Genomic DNA, 17,845 nt, shown 5'->3' on the forward strand with positions numbered 1-17,845 from the left:
GCTGACGAAGCTGCTATCGGGGTGCCACTCTCGGCATGATCTTCTGTTCACCGGTGACGGCCATCGAGTGCATCGCGCCACTGGCGAGCGGGATGAGCCGGGCCAGGCCCGGCTGTCCGTTGCGCCGGGCCAGGTCGGGGCCGAGGCGGGTCATCAACAGAGTCAGCGCCGGTAGGGGCCGGACGTAGAGAGTGATGTCGCTGATCAGGCCGTCGGCGCCCAGGCGCAGCCGCTGGGCTTCGTAGAGACGCGTCGCGCCGACCCGCGCCTCGTAGAAGAGGGCCACCGTACGGCCTTCGGCGACCTGGTCGGTGTAGGTGATGTCGTCGATCGCGGCCAGGGCCACGTCGAGCAGTGTGCGTACCTGCCGGTGGCCTCGAAAGGTGAACTGCTCGGTGATCGGCGAGACCACAGTGACGTCAGGGCTGAGGGCGGCGACCGCAGCAGCGGCGTCCCGCGCCTCGCCGGCGGCCCGCCACGCGGCGACGGCGTCATACGACTGGTCCACGGATGCCCCCATGTTCGCTGGTTGTCGGGAGGGCTCTCACTCGTAGCGGTACCTGAGCGAGTCGGCCTCCGCCTGTTCGATGTCGGCAATCGTCAGTTCCGGCATACGCAGCTGGGCCAGCGTCACCTCGGCCGAGGTCGGCTGGGCGTCCGCCGGCAGCCACTGCTCCGGCTTCCAGGCCCCGCTGCGCAGCAACGCCTTGGGGCAGTGCGGGTAGACCTCTTCGATGCCCACCACCAACGCACTGGCTGGCGGCTTGCCCACGGCGGTGAGTTGCGACAGCAGGTCGGGGCGGGTGGAGACACAGGCCCGACCGTTCACCCTGAGCGTCGTGGTGCGCCCCGGGATGACGAACAGCAGCCCGGCTCGCCCCGTCGTCACGATGTTCTGCAGGCTGTCCAGACGCTTGTTGCCCGTCGCGTCCGGTATCGCCACCGTCCGCGCGTCCAGGACGGCGACGAACCCGGCGGGGCCACCGCGCGGGGAGACGTCACAGTTGCCCTCGGCGTCCACGCTGGCGACCAGGACCAGCGACGAGCAGGCGATCAGCTGCCGGGTCTGCTCGGTGAGCTCGGTCATCTGCTTGCGCACTGCCGCGTCGCTCGGGAGTTCGTAGGCCCGACGCAGCGTCTCGTGGTCGCGCACCGCGTCGTGACGCAGCGAGTCGAAGGCACTGGTGGCAGGGGCCGACGTCATACCGCAGACACTAATGGAACGACTCGGCAGACGACGTCCCGAGAACGCCGATGCCGCCCCTCCGGCCCCTCGCTCGCAGATCAGATAAGGACCGTCCTGTCAATAAGGGAATCACTATTGATTGCGGCCACAATCGACCCGGAACTGCAAGAAATTGAGATTCCCATCTCTGTCGGCGGAGTTCCTGGCCGGCGAGGGAAACCACTTCTATGCTTGCCGCCGAATGCGCTGCGGCCCATCCGGGCCGGGATGACACGAATACAAGGACTTGCGAATGCGCCGGGAGTCTGCCCTGAACAACGGCCCTGCTGGGGTCAGCGGAGTAACACCGGACGGCGAACCGTCGACCTCTACCGCAGAAGGCGTCGCGCGCCGATCCGCGGTCGCCGAGGAGCAGGCATTTCTCGACCTGGCCACAGCCCAGCGCGACAGGGTGGTCGACCACCTTCAGGCCGAGCTTTCGTCGGATGCCCTGGACGCGTTGGAGCAGGCCCGGCAGCGCATGCTCCGCCGGCAGTACGAGGAGCTACGGCGAGCACAGGAGGGGCTGGTCTTCGGCCGGCTCGACGATCTTGACGGCACAGTGCGACACGTGGGTCGGGTCGGTCTCCGCACCGACGGCGAGGACAGTGAGCCGCTGCTACTTGATTGGCGCGCTCCCGCGGCTCGCCCGTTCTACACCGCGACGGCTGTCGACCCACAGGGTCAGGCACGGCGCCGTCACATACGAACGAGGGATTCGGTCGTCGTCGGGGTGGACGACGAGCCACTGGACGGGACGGTCACCGGGGAACTCGTGGGTGAAGGCGCGCTCCTTGCCGCCCTCGACCAGCGGCGTACCGGCCACATGTCGACGGCGATCTCCACGCTGCAACGCGAACAGGACGACATCATCCGGGCTGAGGCGACCGGTCCGCTGATCGTCCAGGGGGGTCCCGGCACCGGTAAGACAGTTGTTGCCCTGCACCGCGTCGCCTACCTGCTGTTCGCCCACCAGCGGATGGCCGACCAGGCGGTCCTGGTCCTCGGCCCTTCGCCGCGGTTCCTCCAGTACATCGCCCAGGTGCTGCCCGCTCTCGGTGAGACCGCCGTCGTCTCGGCGACCTGCGACACCCTGCTACCCGAGATCCGCGTGGGCCGCGACGAGAGCAGGCTCGTCGCCGAGATCAAGGGGCGCGCTCTCTGGCAGCTCGCGCTGGAAAACTACGTCACGTCGCTGCTCCCCCGGCCCCGCGAGCTGACGTTGCGCTGGGAGGGTGAGTCCTACGTCATCGCAGCCGAATCGGTGACGCAGGCGCTCGCCTCGGCGGTGGAGGGACGCTCGTACCACCGCGCCCGCGCCGCGTTCGCCGAGCAGTTGCACCACCTGCTCGCCGAAGCCGTCGTCGAGCATCGCGAGGCGCTGATGGACGAGATGGAAGAGGGCTTCGAGGACATCCTCGCCCGCGTCGACAGGGACATGCAGCAGGACCACCATTCGAGTCGGAAGCCCGCCGGCAGTGACATCGACGGATTACTGTCCGAGGAAGAGGTCGAACACCTCCGTGATCGGATCGCCGAGAACGCCACCATCGCCCGGTTCGTCGAGGCATGGTGGCCCACCCTCGACGCCGAAGCCCTGTTGGGTGGTTTCCTGACCGACCGCACCCTGCTGACCCGGTTCGCACCGCAACTGTCCCCCGAGCAGATCACCGCCGTGTCGGCCGAGCCTCCACAGTGGGCATCGAGCGACATTCCCCTGCTCGACGCCCTTGCCGACCTACTCGGCGAGGTCGACGCCCCGCACCCACAGGGTGAGTTCGTCGCCGACCGCGCCCGCCGGCAGCGCGGGTGGGTGTACGGCCACGTCGTCATCGACGAGGCGCAGGAGCTGTCCGAGATGCAGTGGCACATGGTGCTGCGGCGGTGTCCCAGTCGCTCCATCACGGCGGTCGGCGACATCGACCAGGCGGAGGCAGCGCACCGGCACACCAGTTGGGCAGAAGCGGTGCGGGCTGCCTTCGGGGACCGCTGGACCGCCGCGGAACTGACCATCTGCTACCGGACCCCGCGTGAGGTCATGGACCTCACCGCACCCGTCCTGAAGAAGGCGGGCAGCCACAACGCGCCGCCACGGGCGGTACGCTCCTCCGGCATCACCCCCTGGGAACTGACGATCACACCCGCCGAGCTTGCCGGCACCGCCGCCCAGGCTGTGCGACAGCTGCGGCAACGGTGGTCCGGCGGCACGGTCGGCGTCATCGCCCCCGCCGACCGGATCACCGAACTCGTGGCCGTGCTGGGTGACGTGCCAGTGCTCACCGCCACCCAGTCCAAGGGACTGGAATGGGACGCAACGCTGGTCGTCGACCCCCACCGGATCGCCGCCGAGCCGCGCGGCTGGAACGGTCTCTACGTCGCCCTCACCCGATGCACGCAGGAACTCGGCCAGCTGATTCTCACGCGCTGACCGACGAAGAAGCCGCACGCACAGGCTCCGAAAAGGTTGGATATCGACTCGATTCGATGTAGCGTGGGAACGCTCCCAGACCGCGTCCACCACCACCTTCATCGAGGAGCTGACCATGTCGCGACGACGTCGTCGCCCGGCCACCATGCTGGCCGGGCTGCTCATCCTCACCCTGTCCGCGCTCCTGTCGCCGCCGGCGTCGGCGATCGGCAGCGCTGCTGGCCCGTCCGGCACTCGTGCGGTGCGCCTCACCGAGCTGACCGTGGTATCCGAACGGGTGGCCTTCGGTCTGCAGCGCCCGATCGCGATCACCGGGCTGCCGGACGGCCGGATGCTGATCGCGGAGAAGGCCGGCACCGTCCGCGCCTACCACCCCGACACCGGCCTGGCGGCCGATCCGGTGCTCGACCTGAGCGCCCGGGTCGACACCTCGGACAACGAGCGTGGCCTCCTCGGCATCACGCCCGCGCCGAACTTCGCGCGCACCGGGATGCTGTACGTGGCCTACACGAGCCTGCCGGCCGGCACGTTGACCCTGGCGCGGGTGCCCCTCGGGGCGCCCGACCGGTTGCAGGTGCTGCTCACCCAGGAGCACCCCGAGTACGGCAACCACAACGGCGGGCAGGTGGCGTTCGGCCGCGACGGCTACCTCTACTGGTCGACCGGCGACGGCGGCGGCGCGAACGACCCGTTCAAGAGCGGCCAGAACCTCGGCACCCTGCTCGGCAAGATCGTGCGGATCGACGTCAACCGCTCCTGCGGCGGAAAGCCCTACTGCGTACCCTTCGACAACCCGTTCGTCCGCACGCCAGGCGCGCGGCCGGAGATCTGGGTGTACGGGCTGCGCAACCCGTGGAAGTTCTCGATCGACCCGGTCGACAACTCGCTGTGGATCGGTGACGTCGGCCAAGGCCTGATCGAGGAGATCAACCACATCCGCCCGTCGCAGCGTGGCGCGAACCTCGGCTGGTCCTGCCGCGAGGGCACGCCGGTCTTCGACCAGACGCAGTGCCGGCCGGGCGTGCGGCTCACCGACCCGATCGCCGAATACGACCACTACATGACGGAGAACTGCTCCATCATCGGCGGTCAGGTGTACCGGGGGTCCGTCACCCCGGAGGCGAGGGGGACCTACATCGCGAGCGACTACTGCTCGACCCGCGCGTTCGCCATCCGTGCCAAGTCCACGGGTGGCTACGAGTCCGCTGAGATCGGCACCTTCCCCACCCAGCCGACGGCGTTCGGCGCCGATGTGAACGGCGAGCTGTACGTGCTCAGTGACCTCCCGGGGTGGCTGAGCAAGGTGCGGTTCGAGCGGGTCCAGCCCGCCTCGAACCGCTGACCCTCGAAACAGTCCGCAACACCCGTGGGGACGGCCGCCTTCGGGCGGCCGTCCCCGATCAGCCGGTCAGAGGCCTGCGGCGTGTGCGGCGGCGGTGCCGCCGACCACGGGCAGGACGATGTTGCTGCTCTTCAGCGCGACCTGCAGGTTCGCGGCGGTGGTGTCCGCCTGGCTGGAGTACTGCGGGTAGCTGGCGACGATGATCACGCCGATCCGGTGGCCGGGCTTGAAGACGTAGTCCTCCGGCAGCAGCGGGAAGCTGAAGTTGTACGACTCCCCCGGCACCAGCGGCACGCCGACGCGGATCGACTGCCGGTTCTGGGCGTCCATGATGCCCTTGGTGACCAACTCGTAGTCGGCAGTGGCCACCCGCTTCGCCGTCTGCTTGTAGCAGCCGTCGTCCGTCGGGCTGCTCTGGCCCCAGCAGTCCTCAGTGGTCAGGGTGATGATTCCCTCGCCGGAGGCCCGGTGTGCGACCCGCTCGTCGGTGCCGTAGTCGACCAGGATCGCCCCGAGGTTGGTGTCGGTCTGGTCGGCGGAGGCCCGCAGCTGCACGGTGGGGGTGCCGGAGATGTGCAGCGGCGCGGTCAGTGGCGCGGAGAGGAAGGCCAACCGGTTGGGCTGCACCACGTCCGGGTTGAGGATCATGGTGTTCTGGCTCTGCGTACGGTTGTCCTGGAAGGCCCCGGTCGCCGGCTTCGCGGTGGGCACCAGCCCGAGACCGCCCGCGCCGGTGGTGCCGGGCTGGAGGAACACCTCGGTGTCGGCCTTGCCGGGGATCGGCCAGTCGGCGTGGGTCTCCCACACGTCGGCGGAGCGCTCCAGGTCCACCCGTGGCTCGTCCATGATGCCGTTGGCGACGCCCTGCAACCAGAAGTCGAACCACCTGTGCAGCGTCGACACCCACACCGCGCGGCGCGAGTCGAACGGGTCGACGTGGCCCTCCTGCGACAGCCACAGCTTGCGCGGAACGTTGTTCTCCGCCAGGGCGTACCAGAACTTGCTGAAGTGGTCCGGCCGGACGTTGTCGTCGTTGAGGCCGTGGTAAAGCAGCACGCTGGCGGTGACGTTGGGGACCTTCTTGACGTAGCTGCGCTCGTTCCAGAAGGCCGTGTAGTCGCCGTGTTCGTCACCGTCGGCGGCGGCCAGCGCGTCGCGCACCGGCTTGCAGTAGTCCCGGCGCTCGGGGTTGGTGACCGTGTTGGCCAGCGACGCCACGTAGCTGTTGCCACGGGTGATGACGCCGTTGCTGCGCACGTAGTCGTAGTACTCGGTCGGTCCGCTGATGGGCACGACAGTGGTCAGGCCCTTCACGCCGGTCACCGCCGTGGCCATGGCCAGCGAGCCGTCGTACGACTTGCCGATCATCCCGGTCTTGCCGTTGTGCCAGTCCGCCTTGACGATCTGACCGGCGGCGTTACGGGCGGTGGCGCGACCGTTGAGCCAGTTGATGGCCTGCTTGGCGCTCAGGTTGTCCTGGTTGGCGTTGGTGGTGGGGCAGCCGGTGGAGTTGTTGGTGCCGACCATGTCCAGCAGGATGACCGCGTAGCCGCGCGGCACGAAGTAGTTGTCGTAGAACAGCGGCCACTTGTCCAGCAGCCCGTCGCCGTCGAGGTCCGCCTTGCACTCGGACTCGTTGCCTCGGCAGACGGTCGAGTAGTAGGGGCTGGCGTCCATCACCACGGGGGCCTTGAGGCCGTGCGCGGTGGCGGCCGGCCGCATCAGGTCGAACGCGATGATGTCGCGCAGACCGTCGTTGTCACTGTCGAAGGTGGAGTCGATGAAGAGGCGCTCCCGGATGGCATCGGCGTAGCCGAACACCGGCTGGGTGACACCGTCCTGGACGACTATCGACGGCGCGTCGTCCGCCGCCTGCGCCTGCGGCGCCGCACCGAGGGCGGCGAGCACTGTCGCGGACAGTACGGCCACGCCCGTGCGCCAGCGCGTTCCCCTTGTAGCCATGCAGTCTCCTTGATGTGTCCGAGGTTGCGTAACGCTACGAGCTGGCGGTCTGTGCCACCACCTGCACGTGTAGGAACTTCGCCGGGTGTGGTTCGACGGGGTCGAGGCGCCTGGCTACGGCTGGCCGGCCAGCACCAGCTCCCGCAGCCGCTGGTCGAGTGCCGGGGCGTCCAGGCCACCCGGCCAGCCGCGGAGCAGGGCGCCCCCCTTGGCCACCAGTACGACGGCCGGTGGCTCCCGCACCGCGTACGAACGCCAGATCGTCTGCTGGTCGTCGAGGACGACCGGATATTCCACCCGGTGGGCGCGGAGGTAGTCCTGGACCTCGTCGGCCTGGTCCGTGCCGGCCACGCCGACGAAGACGACCCGGTCCCGGTAGCTGCGGGCCAGCTCGCTGAGGGCCGCCTGGCTGCTGGCGCAAGTGGTGCACCAGGAGGTGAAGAAGGTGAGCACGACGGGACGCTGCGCCCACACGTCGGCGACGGCGAAGGGACTGCCGTCGGTCAGCGCGCCGGTGAACGCCGGGGCGGCCGGGGCGGTGCTGGGCACCGGGCGCAACGCCAGGTCGGCGGGGATCGGCCCGGGCAGCGCCGCCGCTCCTCCGGCGGGTGGCGGTGCGGGCGCGGGCTCGGGCGTGCTGCATCCGCCCAGCAGTGCCACCGCCAGCACCATCGGCAGGAGTGCCCGCCTCATGACGGGACCACCGCCACCAGCGCCGGGCCCTCGCTGCTGTCCGACGTGAGGTCGAGCGGCGGCCGGCCGTCCACCTCCAGCCGGTAGGAGTCCCGCTGCGGCACGCGTACCGGGATGGCGAACTCGCAGTAGGTGGGTAGGCGCTCGACCCCCAGGTCTTCGGCGAACGCGGCCACCGCGGTCCCGGCCGTCAGCTGACCGCTGGCCACCGCCGCCCCGTCCGGGTCGAGGACGCGGAACGGCGACCGGTTGTGGAAGTGCTGGTACGGACCGGTGCCGGCGCAGTCCACCCCGGCGGCCCGGATGTTGATGTCGCGGACCAGGACCCGGACTGTCGTCGGGGAGACCGCCTCCTCGGCGGCGCCGACGGCACCGCAGCCGGTCGCGCCGGCCAGCAGCAGGGGCAGCAGAGCCATGGTGCTTCGCCGCACGTCATCCTCCTCTCGCCCGCCTGCCGGGTCCGCGGCGGTGGGCCGCCGCGGACCCGCCAGGAACGGGGTCAACCTCGGGCGTAGGTCAGGACTTCTCGACCCGGCACTGCTTGGTGACCGTCTTCGTCGGGTCGCTCTCCGAGGTCGCGGTGAGCTTCACGAATCCGGTCTCCGCCGCGGCGGCGGTGGCACCCACCGACACCTTGACAGTGGTGGCCTTGCCGAACTGCGCGGTGGCGAGCTGGTTGGGCAGCCAGGTCCGCCAGCCCTTGCCGGCCACCTCCGCCGACAGGCGGTAGACGTCCGACTTCAGGTACGCGCTGACGTTCTCCGGGTGCTGCTGCCCGCCGGCCGAGTACGTACCGGTGTTGGTCAGGTCGAACGAGCAGGTCACCCCACGGTTGGTCGGCTTGCCGCCGCCGGTCACCTCGCCCTTGCCCAGTGCCACGTCGTGGCTGCTCGGCCCGCCGGTGCCGTCCAGCGAGCGCACCGCCACGGTGTAGGACAGCGAGCCGGCCGCGTCCCGCTTGAGGTCGATGATGTAGAAGTGCAGCCGGTTGGCCTCGTCGACGTACTCGTACTGGCTGCCGGTGTCCGCGCCGGCGTGGAACAGCGCGTCGGAGAGCTGCCGGTAGTCACCCATGGTGATCTTCTGCGGGGTGCCGTCCGGCCGGTAGAAGTCGATCATGTTGATGTCCTGCGGGTTGGCGTCCACCACCCACTGGAATGGCGCGCTGTCGGCGTTCTTCGTCTTGCTCAACAGCACGCCGCTGTCCGGCGTGAACGAGTCCGCGCCCATCCGGTCGACGACCTCGACCGTGTAGTTGTTGAAGCTGCCACCGTCGCAGAGCGGGTCGGTGCTGACGCCGCACGTCGGCGACAGGTCCTTGTTCAGCGCGATGTTCACGCCGCTCAGACCCTTCGGGCCGGCGTCGACCGCCCGGGCCGTGACCTGCGCGACCACCAGGCCCGAGGAGGCCAGCGACTCCCGTGACAGCCGCAGAACGTGCTCCTCGCCGAGCAGGCCGATCTTGAGCTTGTCCCGCACTGTGTGCAGCGAGCCCATCGAGCCGCCGTTGGTGGGCGGGATCTGCCAGCGGGTGTGCGGACCGCCCGGGCCGTTGAAGGACCCGCGCGACATCATGCTCCAGATCCCGGTGTACGCCCTGCGCAGCGGCTCGCCGTACGGGTTGTTGTAGTTGTCGCCGATGCCCAGCAGATGGGTCAGCTCGTGGGCGTAGACGCCCATGCCGGAGCTCTCCCCCTGCGTGGAGGAGCCGCCGCCGGCGTTCGGCCACAGCGTCGCCGCCGCCTTCCACGACGTCCAGTCCACGTAGCGGGTCTTGGCCCAGTTCGGCAGGTTGGGGTCCGGCGGGCCCCAGGCGTCCGGCACGTCCTCCTTGTTCTGGAAGATCATCTGCCCGAACTCCTGCCAGGTCGACGACTCGTCCTGGCCGGCGCTGAGGATGAACACCAACTCGTACTGGTTGGCGACCTCCTCGCCGACAGCCGCCCGCCAGGCGCCCAGGCCGTCGGTACGGATGTTCTTGCTGCACACGTCCCCGCTCGGGCAGGCGCCCGGGTTGAACCCGTTGTCCAACCCGTACTGGTAGGACTTGGCCGGCATCTGGTACGGCCCGAACCCGGTGAGGTCGACGCCGTAGCGGCCGTTGGAGTCCTGCATCCAGTACTCGTGCAGGGTGTGGCCCTTGTTGAGGGTGTTCGGTGTGTTCAGGAAGTCCTGGTAGAACTTCGGCACGTCCGTGCGAGGAATGTTGGTGGCGACGGACTGGGGGTTGCCGAACACCGTCGAGCGGGCCCGCTGGGAGACCGCGAACGTCTCGTCGGGATAGTCGAGCGCCACCAGGGCGATCTTGAAGTTGCGGACCGAGCCCGACACGCTCGGGTCGGCCCAGTTCTTGCCGGGCACTGCCTTGTAGTCGTTCCAGGTCATCGTGTCCGGGTTCTGCCAGGCCTGCGGGTCGAGAACCTGGAACGGCGCGGTGCCGCCGGCCGGGTTGGCCGGGGCGGCGGCGGCCTGCGCCGCCCCGGTCGCCACGAGCGTGGTCACCACGGCTGCGGCCAGCACGGCCCGCCGCAGCCGGGTTCGATGGGGGGTACGGTGCACGGAACCACCTCTCGTCGGAGGAAAACGCGGCGCCGGCGTCCCGTTGAGGGGGTATCGCGGGACACCTGTCAGCAGGCCGCGCAGCGAATCTAGGAGGGCGGGCCGGTGCCGGTCACCGTGCAGATGTCGGCAGGTGGGCCGGCGACTTCCGACACCTGAAGGACCGGCGCCCGTCGGCGGATCAGCCAGGGCGGCCCCCGGAGGCCGGTTCGACGGTGGCCGCGAGGGCTCGCAGCACGTCCCGACGCACCCGGTCGGCGGCAGCCACGGGCAGGGGTCCGCGCGGTGGACGGCACCGCCCGCCGAACCGCCCCGTGCAGGCCATGGCGAGCTTGACGGCCTGCACGGACTCGGGCCGGGAGGCCCAGCCGAGGATCGGGTGCAGCTCGGCGTAGAGCGGCAGCGCCCGGCCCAGGTCACGGGCGACGCCCAGCTCGTACAGGCGCACGGCATGCCGGGGCAGCGCGTTGGGCAGGGCAGCCACCCATCCCGTGGCACCGCACAGCACCAGTTCGAGAACCACGTCGTCGGCGCCGACCAGCACGTCGACGTGCGGGCAGAGGTCCCGCAGACGGTGCAGCCTGCGTACGTCACCGGTGACCTCCTTGACCGCGACGATCCCGTCGATCTCGGCGACGGTCGCCAGCAGGTCCGGCGTGAGGTCGATCCGACTGGTGCACGGCTCGTTGTGGGCGACCACCGGCAGGCCGACCGCCGCCACCTCCCTGTAGTGGGCGACCACGTCGGCGGCGCGGGCGGCAGGCCCGTCGGGTGGCCGTGCGAGCACGCCGTGGGCGCCGGCCTCGGCGGCCTGCTCCGCCCAGCGGCGGGCCTGCCTGCTGCCGTAGCCGCCGACGCCGGGCAGCACCGCGCAGCTGGCGGGCGCCGCCTCCACCGTCGCCCTGACCACTGTGGCCCGCTCGTCGTCGGAGAGGGCCCGGTACTCCCCCATCGACACGCACGGCGCGACCCCGTGGCACCCCTCGGCGGCGAGCCAACTGACGTGTTCCTGGAGTTGGTCCACGTCGACCGACAGGTCGGCGCGAAACGGCGTGGTGACGGCGACCAGCACGCCGCGCCAGGGCCTACCAGTTCCCACTCGGACGTCCCCTCTCCGCCGGCACCGCCCAGTGCCGGGACGCTGGCGCGGTGCGTATCGGAACCCTAGGAACGCCTGTCGCCTCCGGTCTTCGGACAGATGCCGGAACCGTCGCGACGCCGGCCGTCTTTTTGTCGCGAGTTCGACAGTGGACCTTGCGCGATGACCCACCCGCACCGGAGGGTAAGGACTGGCGGTCGCGCGATCCCTGTCACGCAGCGCAACCATGGGAGTCGTATGCACGGTGAGCTCCAGCGAATCGTCGACGCCGTCGCCGCCCGGGTGGGGCGACCGGCCCTCATCGAGGACCGGCGTCAGCGGGTGGTCGCCTACAGCGAGCACGACGGCCCGATGGACGAGGTCCGCCGGACGTCGATCCTGCGCCGGCAGACGACGCCGGAGGTGATCGCCTGGTTCCGGGGCATGGGCGTGCTCACGGCGTACGCGCCGCTCCGCACCCCCGCGTGCCCCGAACTGGACCTGCTGGCGAGGGTCTGCGTGCCGATCCGGCACGACGACCTGCTGCTCGGGTTCGTGTGGTTCATCGACGCGGACGGTTCGATGACCGACGCCGACATCGCCACGGCGACCGGCCCCTTCGCCGATCTGTCGCTGGCCCTGTACCGGGAGAACCTGCTCGGCGAGCTCGCCTCGCAGCGGGAGACCGAGGCCACCCGTACCCTCCTGGTAGAGAGCCGGCAGGCGCGCGAGCACGCGGCGCGGGCGCTGCTGGAGGAGGGCGTGGTGGCCGGCGACGGGTCGACCGTCGCGCTCGTCGCGCAGCTCGTGCCGGCCAGCGGGCGGCAGCCCGACGAGGTGGCCCGGATCGCCCTGGAGCAGGCGCTGGTCACCACCCGCCGCTGGATCGGCGTGCGGGAGACGCTGCACCTCGTCTGGCACGACCACGGGGTGCTGCTGGTCTGCGGTGACCGGGTCGCCGGCCGCCCCTCGCCGGAGGTCTCCGCCGGGCACCTGGACGAGGCGCTGGGCACCGCGACCCGGGGTCTGGCCTCGGTGGACCGGACGGTGACCGGGATCGGCCACCCTCGCGCCGGCTTGTCCAGTGCGGTGGAGTCCTATCAGGAGGCCGCGCAGGCCGCCCGGGTCGGTGCGCAACTGCCCGCACTGGGCCGGGTGGTCTCCTGGGCCGGCCTGGGCATCTACCGGGTGCTGTCCCAGCTGGACAGTCAGCACCTCGACGTCGCGGGCGTCCATCCCGGGTTGGAGCGGCTGCTGCGCGACGACGCCCACCAGGTGCTGCTGGAGACCCTGGAGGCGTACCTCGACCTGGCGGGCAACGCGCACGCGACCGCCGAGAAGCTCCGGCTGCACCGGACGACCCTCTACTACCGGCTGCAACGGGTGGAACAACTCGCCGGGACTGATCTCAAGGACGGCAACGAACGGCTGTGCCTGCACCTGGCCATGAAGCTCGGTCGGCTCAGCGGTCACTACCGTACGGCGTGACGGCACTCGGGCGGTGCGGTGGCCCTTCGCCGAGCCGGGATCTGTAAACAACCCTTGATATTAATCGTCACGGACGTCAATATGTGGAGGTCGCGGGTCACCGAAGCCTGGGGAGTGAGCCATGAGAAGCCGCCGGATCCTCGCAGTGCTGGCCGGGGCGGCGATGACCGTCACGGCCACCGTCGCCTTCGTCCCCAGCAGTACGGCAGCCGTGTCCTCGGCCAACGCCGTCCCGATGGTCGCCTGCACCGCGCCGGCCTGGGCCGAGGGCAGCACCTACCAGGCGGGCGCCCAGGTCACCTACGGCGGCAGGCTCTACCAGGCTCTGGTCACCCACACCGCGCACCCCGGCGCCGGCTGGAACCCGGCGGCGACCCCGTCACTGTGGCGGGATCTCGGCACGTGCTCGGGGACCACCCCACCGCCCACCACACCACCGCCGACGACCCCGCCGCCCACCACGCCACCACCGACCACTCCTCCCCCCACCACGCCGCCGCCGACCGGCGGAACCTGTGCGGTGAAGTCGCGGCCCACCGGCAAGGTGTTGCAGGGCTACTGGGAGAACTGGGACGGCGCCTCCAACGGCGTACACCCGGGGCTCGGCTGGATCCCGATCACCGACAGCCGGCTCACCCAGCACGGCTACAACGTGATCAACGCGGCGTTCCCGGTGATCCGCTCGGACGGCACGGTCCTCTGGGAGAACGGCATGGACGCCGGCGTGAAGGTGTCCACCCCGGCCGAGATGTGCCAGGCCAAAGCGGCCGGCGCCACCATCCTGATGTCGATCGGCGGGGCCGCCGCGGGCATCGACCTGAGCTCCGCCGCCGTCGCCGACCGGTTCATCGCGACGATCGTGCCGATCCTGACGAACTACCACTTCGACGGCATCGACATCGACATCGAGACCGGCCTGACCGGCAGCGGCAACATCAACACCCTGTCCACGTCGCAGGCCAACCTGATCCGGATCATCGACGGCGTGCTGGCCCGGATGCCGTCGAACTTCGGCCTGACCATGGCACCGGAGACCGCCTACGTCACCGGCGGCAGCGTGGTCTACGGCTCGATCTGGGGCTCGTACCTGCCGATCATCAAGAAGTACGTGGACAACGGCCGACTCTGGTGGCTGAACATGCAGTACTACAACGGCAGCATGTACGGCTGCGCCGGCGACTCGTACCCGGCGGGCACCGTGCAGGGCTTCACGGTGCAGACGCAGTGCCTGAACAACGGCCTCACCATCCAGGGCACCACGATCCGCGTGCCGTACGACAAGCAGGTCCCGGGCCTGCCCGCGCAGGTCGGTGCCGGCGGCGGCTACATGTCGACGTCGCTGGTCACGCAGGCCTGGAACTCCGTACCCGGCCTCAAGGGCCTGATGACCTGGTCGGCCAACTGGGACGGGTCGAAGGGCTGGACCTTCGGCGACAACGTGAAGCGCCTACAGGGCCGCTGACGCCCGACCAGGCCCGGACGTCGTTGCCGACGACGCGCTCTCCGAGCGAGGCGCGGGTGCCTCCCGCCTTGCCAGTTCCCGGCGTGAGGTGATGTTGAGCTTGCGGAAGATCTTGCGTAGGTGATAGTCCACGGTGCTCGGGCTGATGAACAGCTGCGCCGCCACCTCGCGGTTGGACGCGCCGTTCGAGACCCGGCGCGCGATGTCGCGCTCCTGGCTGGTCAGGCAGCAGCTCTGGGTGAAGTGGTCGGTCGTGTCGTGGTGGGCCAGCCGGCTGCGCAGTTCGCGGCGGGATGCCACGCCCAGCCTGTGGAACACTCCGCGTAGGTGGTGTTTGACGGTATGGGTGCTGATGACCAGGTGCGTCGCGACCTCGACGTTGGTGGAGCCTGCCGCCACCAGCAGGGCGATCTGTTCCTGTCGTGGGGTCAGCGCCGCACGGGGCAGGGCTCGGGCAGGCTCGGCTACGGCGCAGTGCATGGTGCTCCTCGGCGGGGGTTCGGGGTCTCGACGACGATCCGATCGCACCGCTGTGCACGACGAGTGCAGACTGAGTGCTCGCCCTACCCGCTCACGACGCGCCCCTCATCAGGCTCAGCCGGGCCCGGACGTACGCGACCATGGTCCGGTAGGCCTCGGCCTGCTCGATGCCGGAGACCTCGATGAGTTCCCGGAAGCCGTTGTCGGCGATCAGGTTCTCGAACTGCTGGCAGCCCCGTTCCGCGCGCGCCAGGTCGCCGAGGTCGAACGCGGCCCGCGCGAGGATCGCCGCGACGGCGCACCGGGGACCATTCGACTCGGAGACGCCTTCGGCCAGTCCCCACTCCGACACCTCCACCGCTCGTTCGAGCCTGCCGTGTTTCCAGGAGGACTCCGCGATGAGCTGTGCGTAGTAGATCTTCAGGTGATCGAGGTGCTTCGCCACCGCGATGGTCAGCCCTTCGTCGCCGGCCCGGGTGCCAGCCTCGAACCGATCGGTCCCCAGGAGCGCTCTCGTGAGTGTCAGCAGCGAGACGGCGAGGAGTTCCTGGCGCCCCGTCTGCCGGGCCAGTGCGACCGAGCGCTCCCCGTAGGCGATGGCGGCGTCGTGGTCGCCGCGCGACAACGAGAGCACGGCGAGGTTTCGCAGGACGTCGGCTTGTCCGGCGATCTCTCCGGCGCCGTCGAAGATGGACAGGGATCGACGGAGATATTCGTCGGCCCGGGGCAGCGGGGCGAAGGCCTCCCCGACGGTGCGGAGAAGCTCGGCCTCCATCAACGGCTCGCCGAGCACGTTGACCATGTCGAGGATCGCGAGCACGGTGTGTGTCCGGCGCGGGGGTATGGAGTTGCTGCCCGGTGCCGAGGCGGCGAGGACCATGGCCGCCGCGTCGCGCCGCAGGCCGTGTGCGAGGGCCACATCGATGGTCGCCCACAGCGCGGCCCGTTCCCGTCTGTACCAGGCGGCAGCCCGGGGCACGCTGTCGAACGATTCGGGCATCACGTCCGGCGGCGGTTCGTCGAGCGTGCCGGCTGGCTGCCGGTGGTGCCTCGCGTACGCCGCGCGGGCGGAGTGCAGGTAGTGCGTGATGAGACGCCGCTCGTACTCCGGTCGTTGGTGATCCTCGTCGAGGAGCTCAGCCGCATAGGCCCGCAGCAGGTCGTGCAGGACGTACCGCCCGGACTGCGACTCGTCGAGCAGGTTCGCGGTCACCAGTTCCGTGAGTAGTTGGCGAGCCCGTGTGCGACCGACTCCTACGATGCTGGCCACCGACTCCAGCGACATCCCTGGACCCGGATGGACGGCGAGGGCCCGAAACACCTGCGCCGTCGGAGGGGCGAGCGCCCGGTACGACCACGAGAACACCGACCGGACATCGTCGGACGAGTCCGCGCTGGACAACGCGTCGAGTCTGGCGGCCGGCGCCGCGACGTCGCTGACGACCGCGCTCAACGGCACTGCCGGATTGAGGGCCACGCGGGCCGCGACGATCGCCAGTGCGAGCGGCAGCCCGGCACAGAGCGTGATGACCTTGTCCAACGACTCCGGGTCCACGGTGGCGCGGCGGGCTCCGAGGCGGTTGATCAGGAGCTGTCGGGACTCGGCGGCGGTCAGCCGATCGACCTGCACGTAACGGGCGCCCTCCCGGGTGACCAGGCTCGTCATCCGGTGCCGGCTCGTCACGATGACCAGGCATCCCCGGGAGGCCGGCAGCAGCGGGCGGACCTGGTCGGAGTCGAGTGCGTTGTCCAGGAGAACAAGGAGGCGACGGCCGGACAGGCGACTGCGGTAGCGGGCCGCCTGCGCGTCGACGGTCTCCCGCGGTGACGCCACCGCAGGCTCGCCCAGTGACGCGAGCAACGTGGCGAGCGCCTCCTCCGACGACATGACGTGTCCGTCCGGATCCAGGCCCCTCAGGTTCAGGAACAGCTGGCCGTCGGGAAACTTGTCGGCGATCTGGTGGGCCCAGTGCACGGCGAGAGCGGTCTTGCCGATGCCACCCATACCGCCGAGCACGGTGATCACGATGGTCGCATCGCTGAACGCGTCGGACAGTTGGTCGTCGAGCACGGCGGCGACGCCGTTTCGTCGGACGAAACCCGCGACCGGCGGCGGCAACTGCGCGGGCCGGGGGACGTCCGGCGGGGGTGGCTCGTCCTGCGGGGTCCAGCCGCTGGCGAGCAGTTCCCGGTACGCCTCCCGCAGTTCCGGACCCGGGTCCACCCCCAGTTCCTCGGCAAGACGCTGGCGGGTGCTCTCGAAGACCCGCACGCCCTCTGCCCGGTGACCGGTGGCCACGTACGCGCGCATCAGGCAGGCCTGTAACGCCTCGTCCATCGGCGCTGCGGCGGCCACGCTCACCAGGGGGGTCAGTGCGGCGCCAGCCATGCCGTGGGCGATCGCGGCCTCGCTGGCCGCGAGCGCCACCGCGACGCGCTCCCGTTCGATCGCGACGAACTCCGGCGAGCTCAAGGCACTCGCCGGCAGGTCGGTGAACGCGGGGCTGCGGCCGAGTTCCAGAGCTGTCAGGTACGCCTGTACGCCGGCCACGACATCCCCGCCGGCGAGCGCCTCGCGGGCCCTACGGACCAGCTCGCGGTACATGGCCAGGTCGGAGTCCTCGGTCGCGAGGACCAGTCGGTAGCCCGTACCGGCTGGTAGGAGGTACCTGCCGGTCTCGCGGACGTCCAGGTCCGGTTCGAGGATCCGCCGGAGGTTCCCGACGTGCCGGTGGATCTGGTTGGCGGCGCTGGCCGGCGGTTGTTCGCCCCACAGGCTGTCGACGATGCTGTCGAGGCCGACCGCGTCACCCCCGGCGGCGAGGAGCTTGGCGAGGACGATCCGCTGGCGGACCGGGCCGAGATCGACGTCCGAGCCGTCCCGCCGGCAGCCAAGACCCCCGAAGACCTTGAACTCGCAGCGGGACTGCGGCACGTCCGGGGGCCTGCGGTCGGGCGTCGTCACGATTGACATCCTAGAGATGGAAGGGCAGCGGCTTCGCTTTTCGGCCCAGCCTGCGGTGCGCCCCGGGTTCCCCGCATCCCCCATCTTTCGTTGTCCTTAGGTCGGTCGACAAACACGGGGACTACGTGTTTTGGGTGATTCGCGAACCGGTGCCATATCCGTA

The 17,845-nt window shown here is 70.1% G+C and carries 13 protein-coding genes; 4 read left to right on the forward strand and 9 right to left on the reverse strand.

From position 1 onward, the window contains the following. Window positions 1-13: 13 nt before the first annotated feature. Both FHU34_RS21195 and FHU34_RS21200 read right to left on the reverse strand, forming a co-directional pair. Entirely contained in the window at window positions 14-508 is a 495-nt protein-coding gene (locus FHU34_RS21195) for a nuclear transport factor 2 family protein (protein ID WP_167524863.1), read from the reverse strand. 36 nt (window positions 509-544) lie between these two features. Beyond that, the gene (locus FHU34_RS21200) at window positions 545-1,204 is read right to left on the reverse strand and encodes an MSMEG_1061 family FMN-dependent PPOX-type flavoprotein (protein WP_145783267.1); all 660 of its coding nucleotides are present in this window, start codon (window positions 1,202-1,204) and stop codon (window positions 545-547) included. 274 nt (window positions 1,205-1,478) lie between these two features. On the opposite strand from FHU34_RS21200, the gene FHU34_RS21205 reads away from it, so the two are divergent. Then, window positions 1,479-3,653 carry a HelD family protein gene (locus FHU34_RS21205; RefSeq protein WP_145783269.1) on the forward strand — a complete coding sequence of 725 codons (2,175 nt, stop codon included), beginning with the start codon at window positions 1,479-1,481 and terminating at the stop codon, window positions 3,651-3,653. A gap of 115 nt (window positions 3,654-3,768) precedes the next feature. Continuing rightward, complete coding sequence (locus tag FHU34_RS21210) at window positions 3,769-4,995, forward strand: PQQ-dependent sugar dehydrogenase (protein WP_145783271.1); 1,227 nt, start codon at window positions 3,769-3,771, stop codon at window positions 4,993-4,995. A gap of 66 nt (window positions 4,996-5,061) precedes the next feature. On the opposite strand, the gene FHU34_RS21215 is transcribed toward FHU34_RS21210, so the two are convergent. The 5 genes from FHU34_RS21215 to FHU34_RS21235 form a co-directional block, all read right to left on the reverse strand. After that, complete coding sequence (locus FHU34_RS21215) at window positions 5,062-6,957, reverse strand: CocE/NonD family hydrolase (protein WP_145783273.1); 1,896 nt, start codon at window positions 6,955-6,957, stop codon at window positions 5,062-5,064. Between the two features lie 114 nt (window positions 6,958-7,071). Then, the gene (locus FHU34_RS21220; protein WP_145783275.1) at window positions 7,072-7,650 is read right to left on the reverse strand and encodes a TlpA family protein disulfide reductase; all 579 of its coding nucleotides are present in this window, start codon (window positions 7,648-7,650) and stop codon (window positions 7,072-7,074) included. Beyond that, window positions 7,647-8,081, reverse strand: a complete 435-nt coding sequence (locus tag FHU34_RS21225) for a hypothetical protein (RefSeq protein ID WP_145783277.1) — start codon at window positions 8,079-8,081, stop codon at window positions 7,647-7,649. Before FHU34_RS21225 ends, FHU34_RS21220 begins: the two co-directional genes overlap by 4 nt. Window positions 8,082-8,166: 85 nt before the next feature. Then, on the reverse strand, window positions 8,167-10,209 hold the full coding sequence (locus FHU34_RS21230; protein ID WP_244311765.1) for a M6 family metalloprotease domain-containing protein: 2,043 nt from the start codon (window positions 10,207-10,209) through the stop codon (window positions 8,167-8,169). Between the two features lie 181 nt (window positions 10,210-10,390). After that, window positions 10,391-11,308 (reverse strand): dihydrodipicolinate synthase family protein, encoded by a 918-nt coding sequence (locus FHU34_RS21235; protein WP_208745052.1) that lies wholly within the window; start codon window positions 11,306-11,308, stop codon window positions 10,391-10,393. Between the two features lie 237 nt (window positions 11,309-11,545). Between FHU34_RS21235 and FHU34_RS21240 the strand changes: the two genes are divergently transcribed. After that, window positions 11,546-12,775 (forward strand): PucR family transcriptional regulator, encoded by a 1,230-nt coding sequence (locus FHU34_RS21240; RefSeq protein ID WP_167524864.1) that lies wholly within the window; start codon window positions 11,546-11,548, stop codon window positions 12,773-12,775. Window positions 12,776-12,896: 121 nt separating this feature from the next. Further along, on the forward strand, window positions 12,897-14,237 hold the full coding sequence (locus FHU34_RS21245; protein ID WP_145783282.1) for a carbohydrate-binding protein: 1,341 nt from the start codon (window positions 12,897-12,899) through the stop codon (window positions 14,235-14,237). Here the strand turns inward: FHU34_RS21245 and FHU34_RS21250 are convergent. Then, window positions 14,223-14,717, reverse strand: coding sequence for a response regulator transcription factor (locus tag FHU34_RS21250; protein WP_244311766.1), 495 nt, complete (start codon window positions 14,715-14,717; stop codon window positions 14,223-14,225). The genes FHU34_RS21245 and FHU34_RS21250 overlap by 15 nt on opposite strands. Before the next feature lie 91 nt (window positions 14,718-14,808). Next, window positions 14,809-17,682 carry an AfsR/SARP family transcriptional regulator gene (locus FHU34_RS21255; RefSeq protein ID WP_167524865.1) on the reverse strand — a complete coding sequence of 958 codons (2,874 nt, stop codon included), beginning with the start codon at window positions 17,680-17,682 and terminating at the stop codon, window positions 14,809-14,811. Window positions 17,683-17,845 lie beyond the last annotated feature (163 nt).

The sequence above is a fragment of the Micromonospora taraxaci genome (assembly GCF_007830095.1).
In the GTDB taxonomy this organism is placed as follows: Bacteria; Actinomycetota; Actinomycetes; order Mycobacteriales; family Micromonosporaceae; genus Micromonospora; species Micromonospora taraxaci.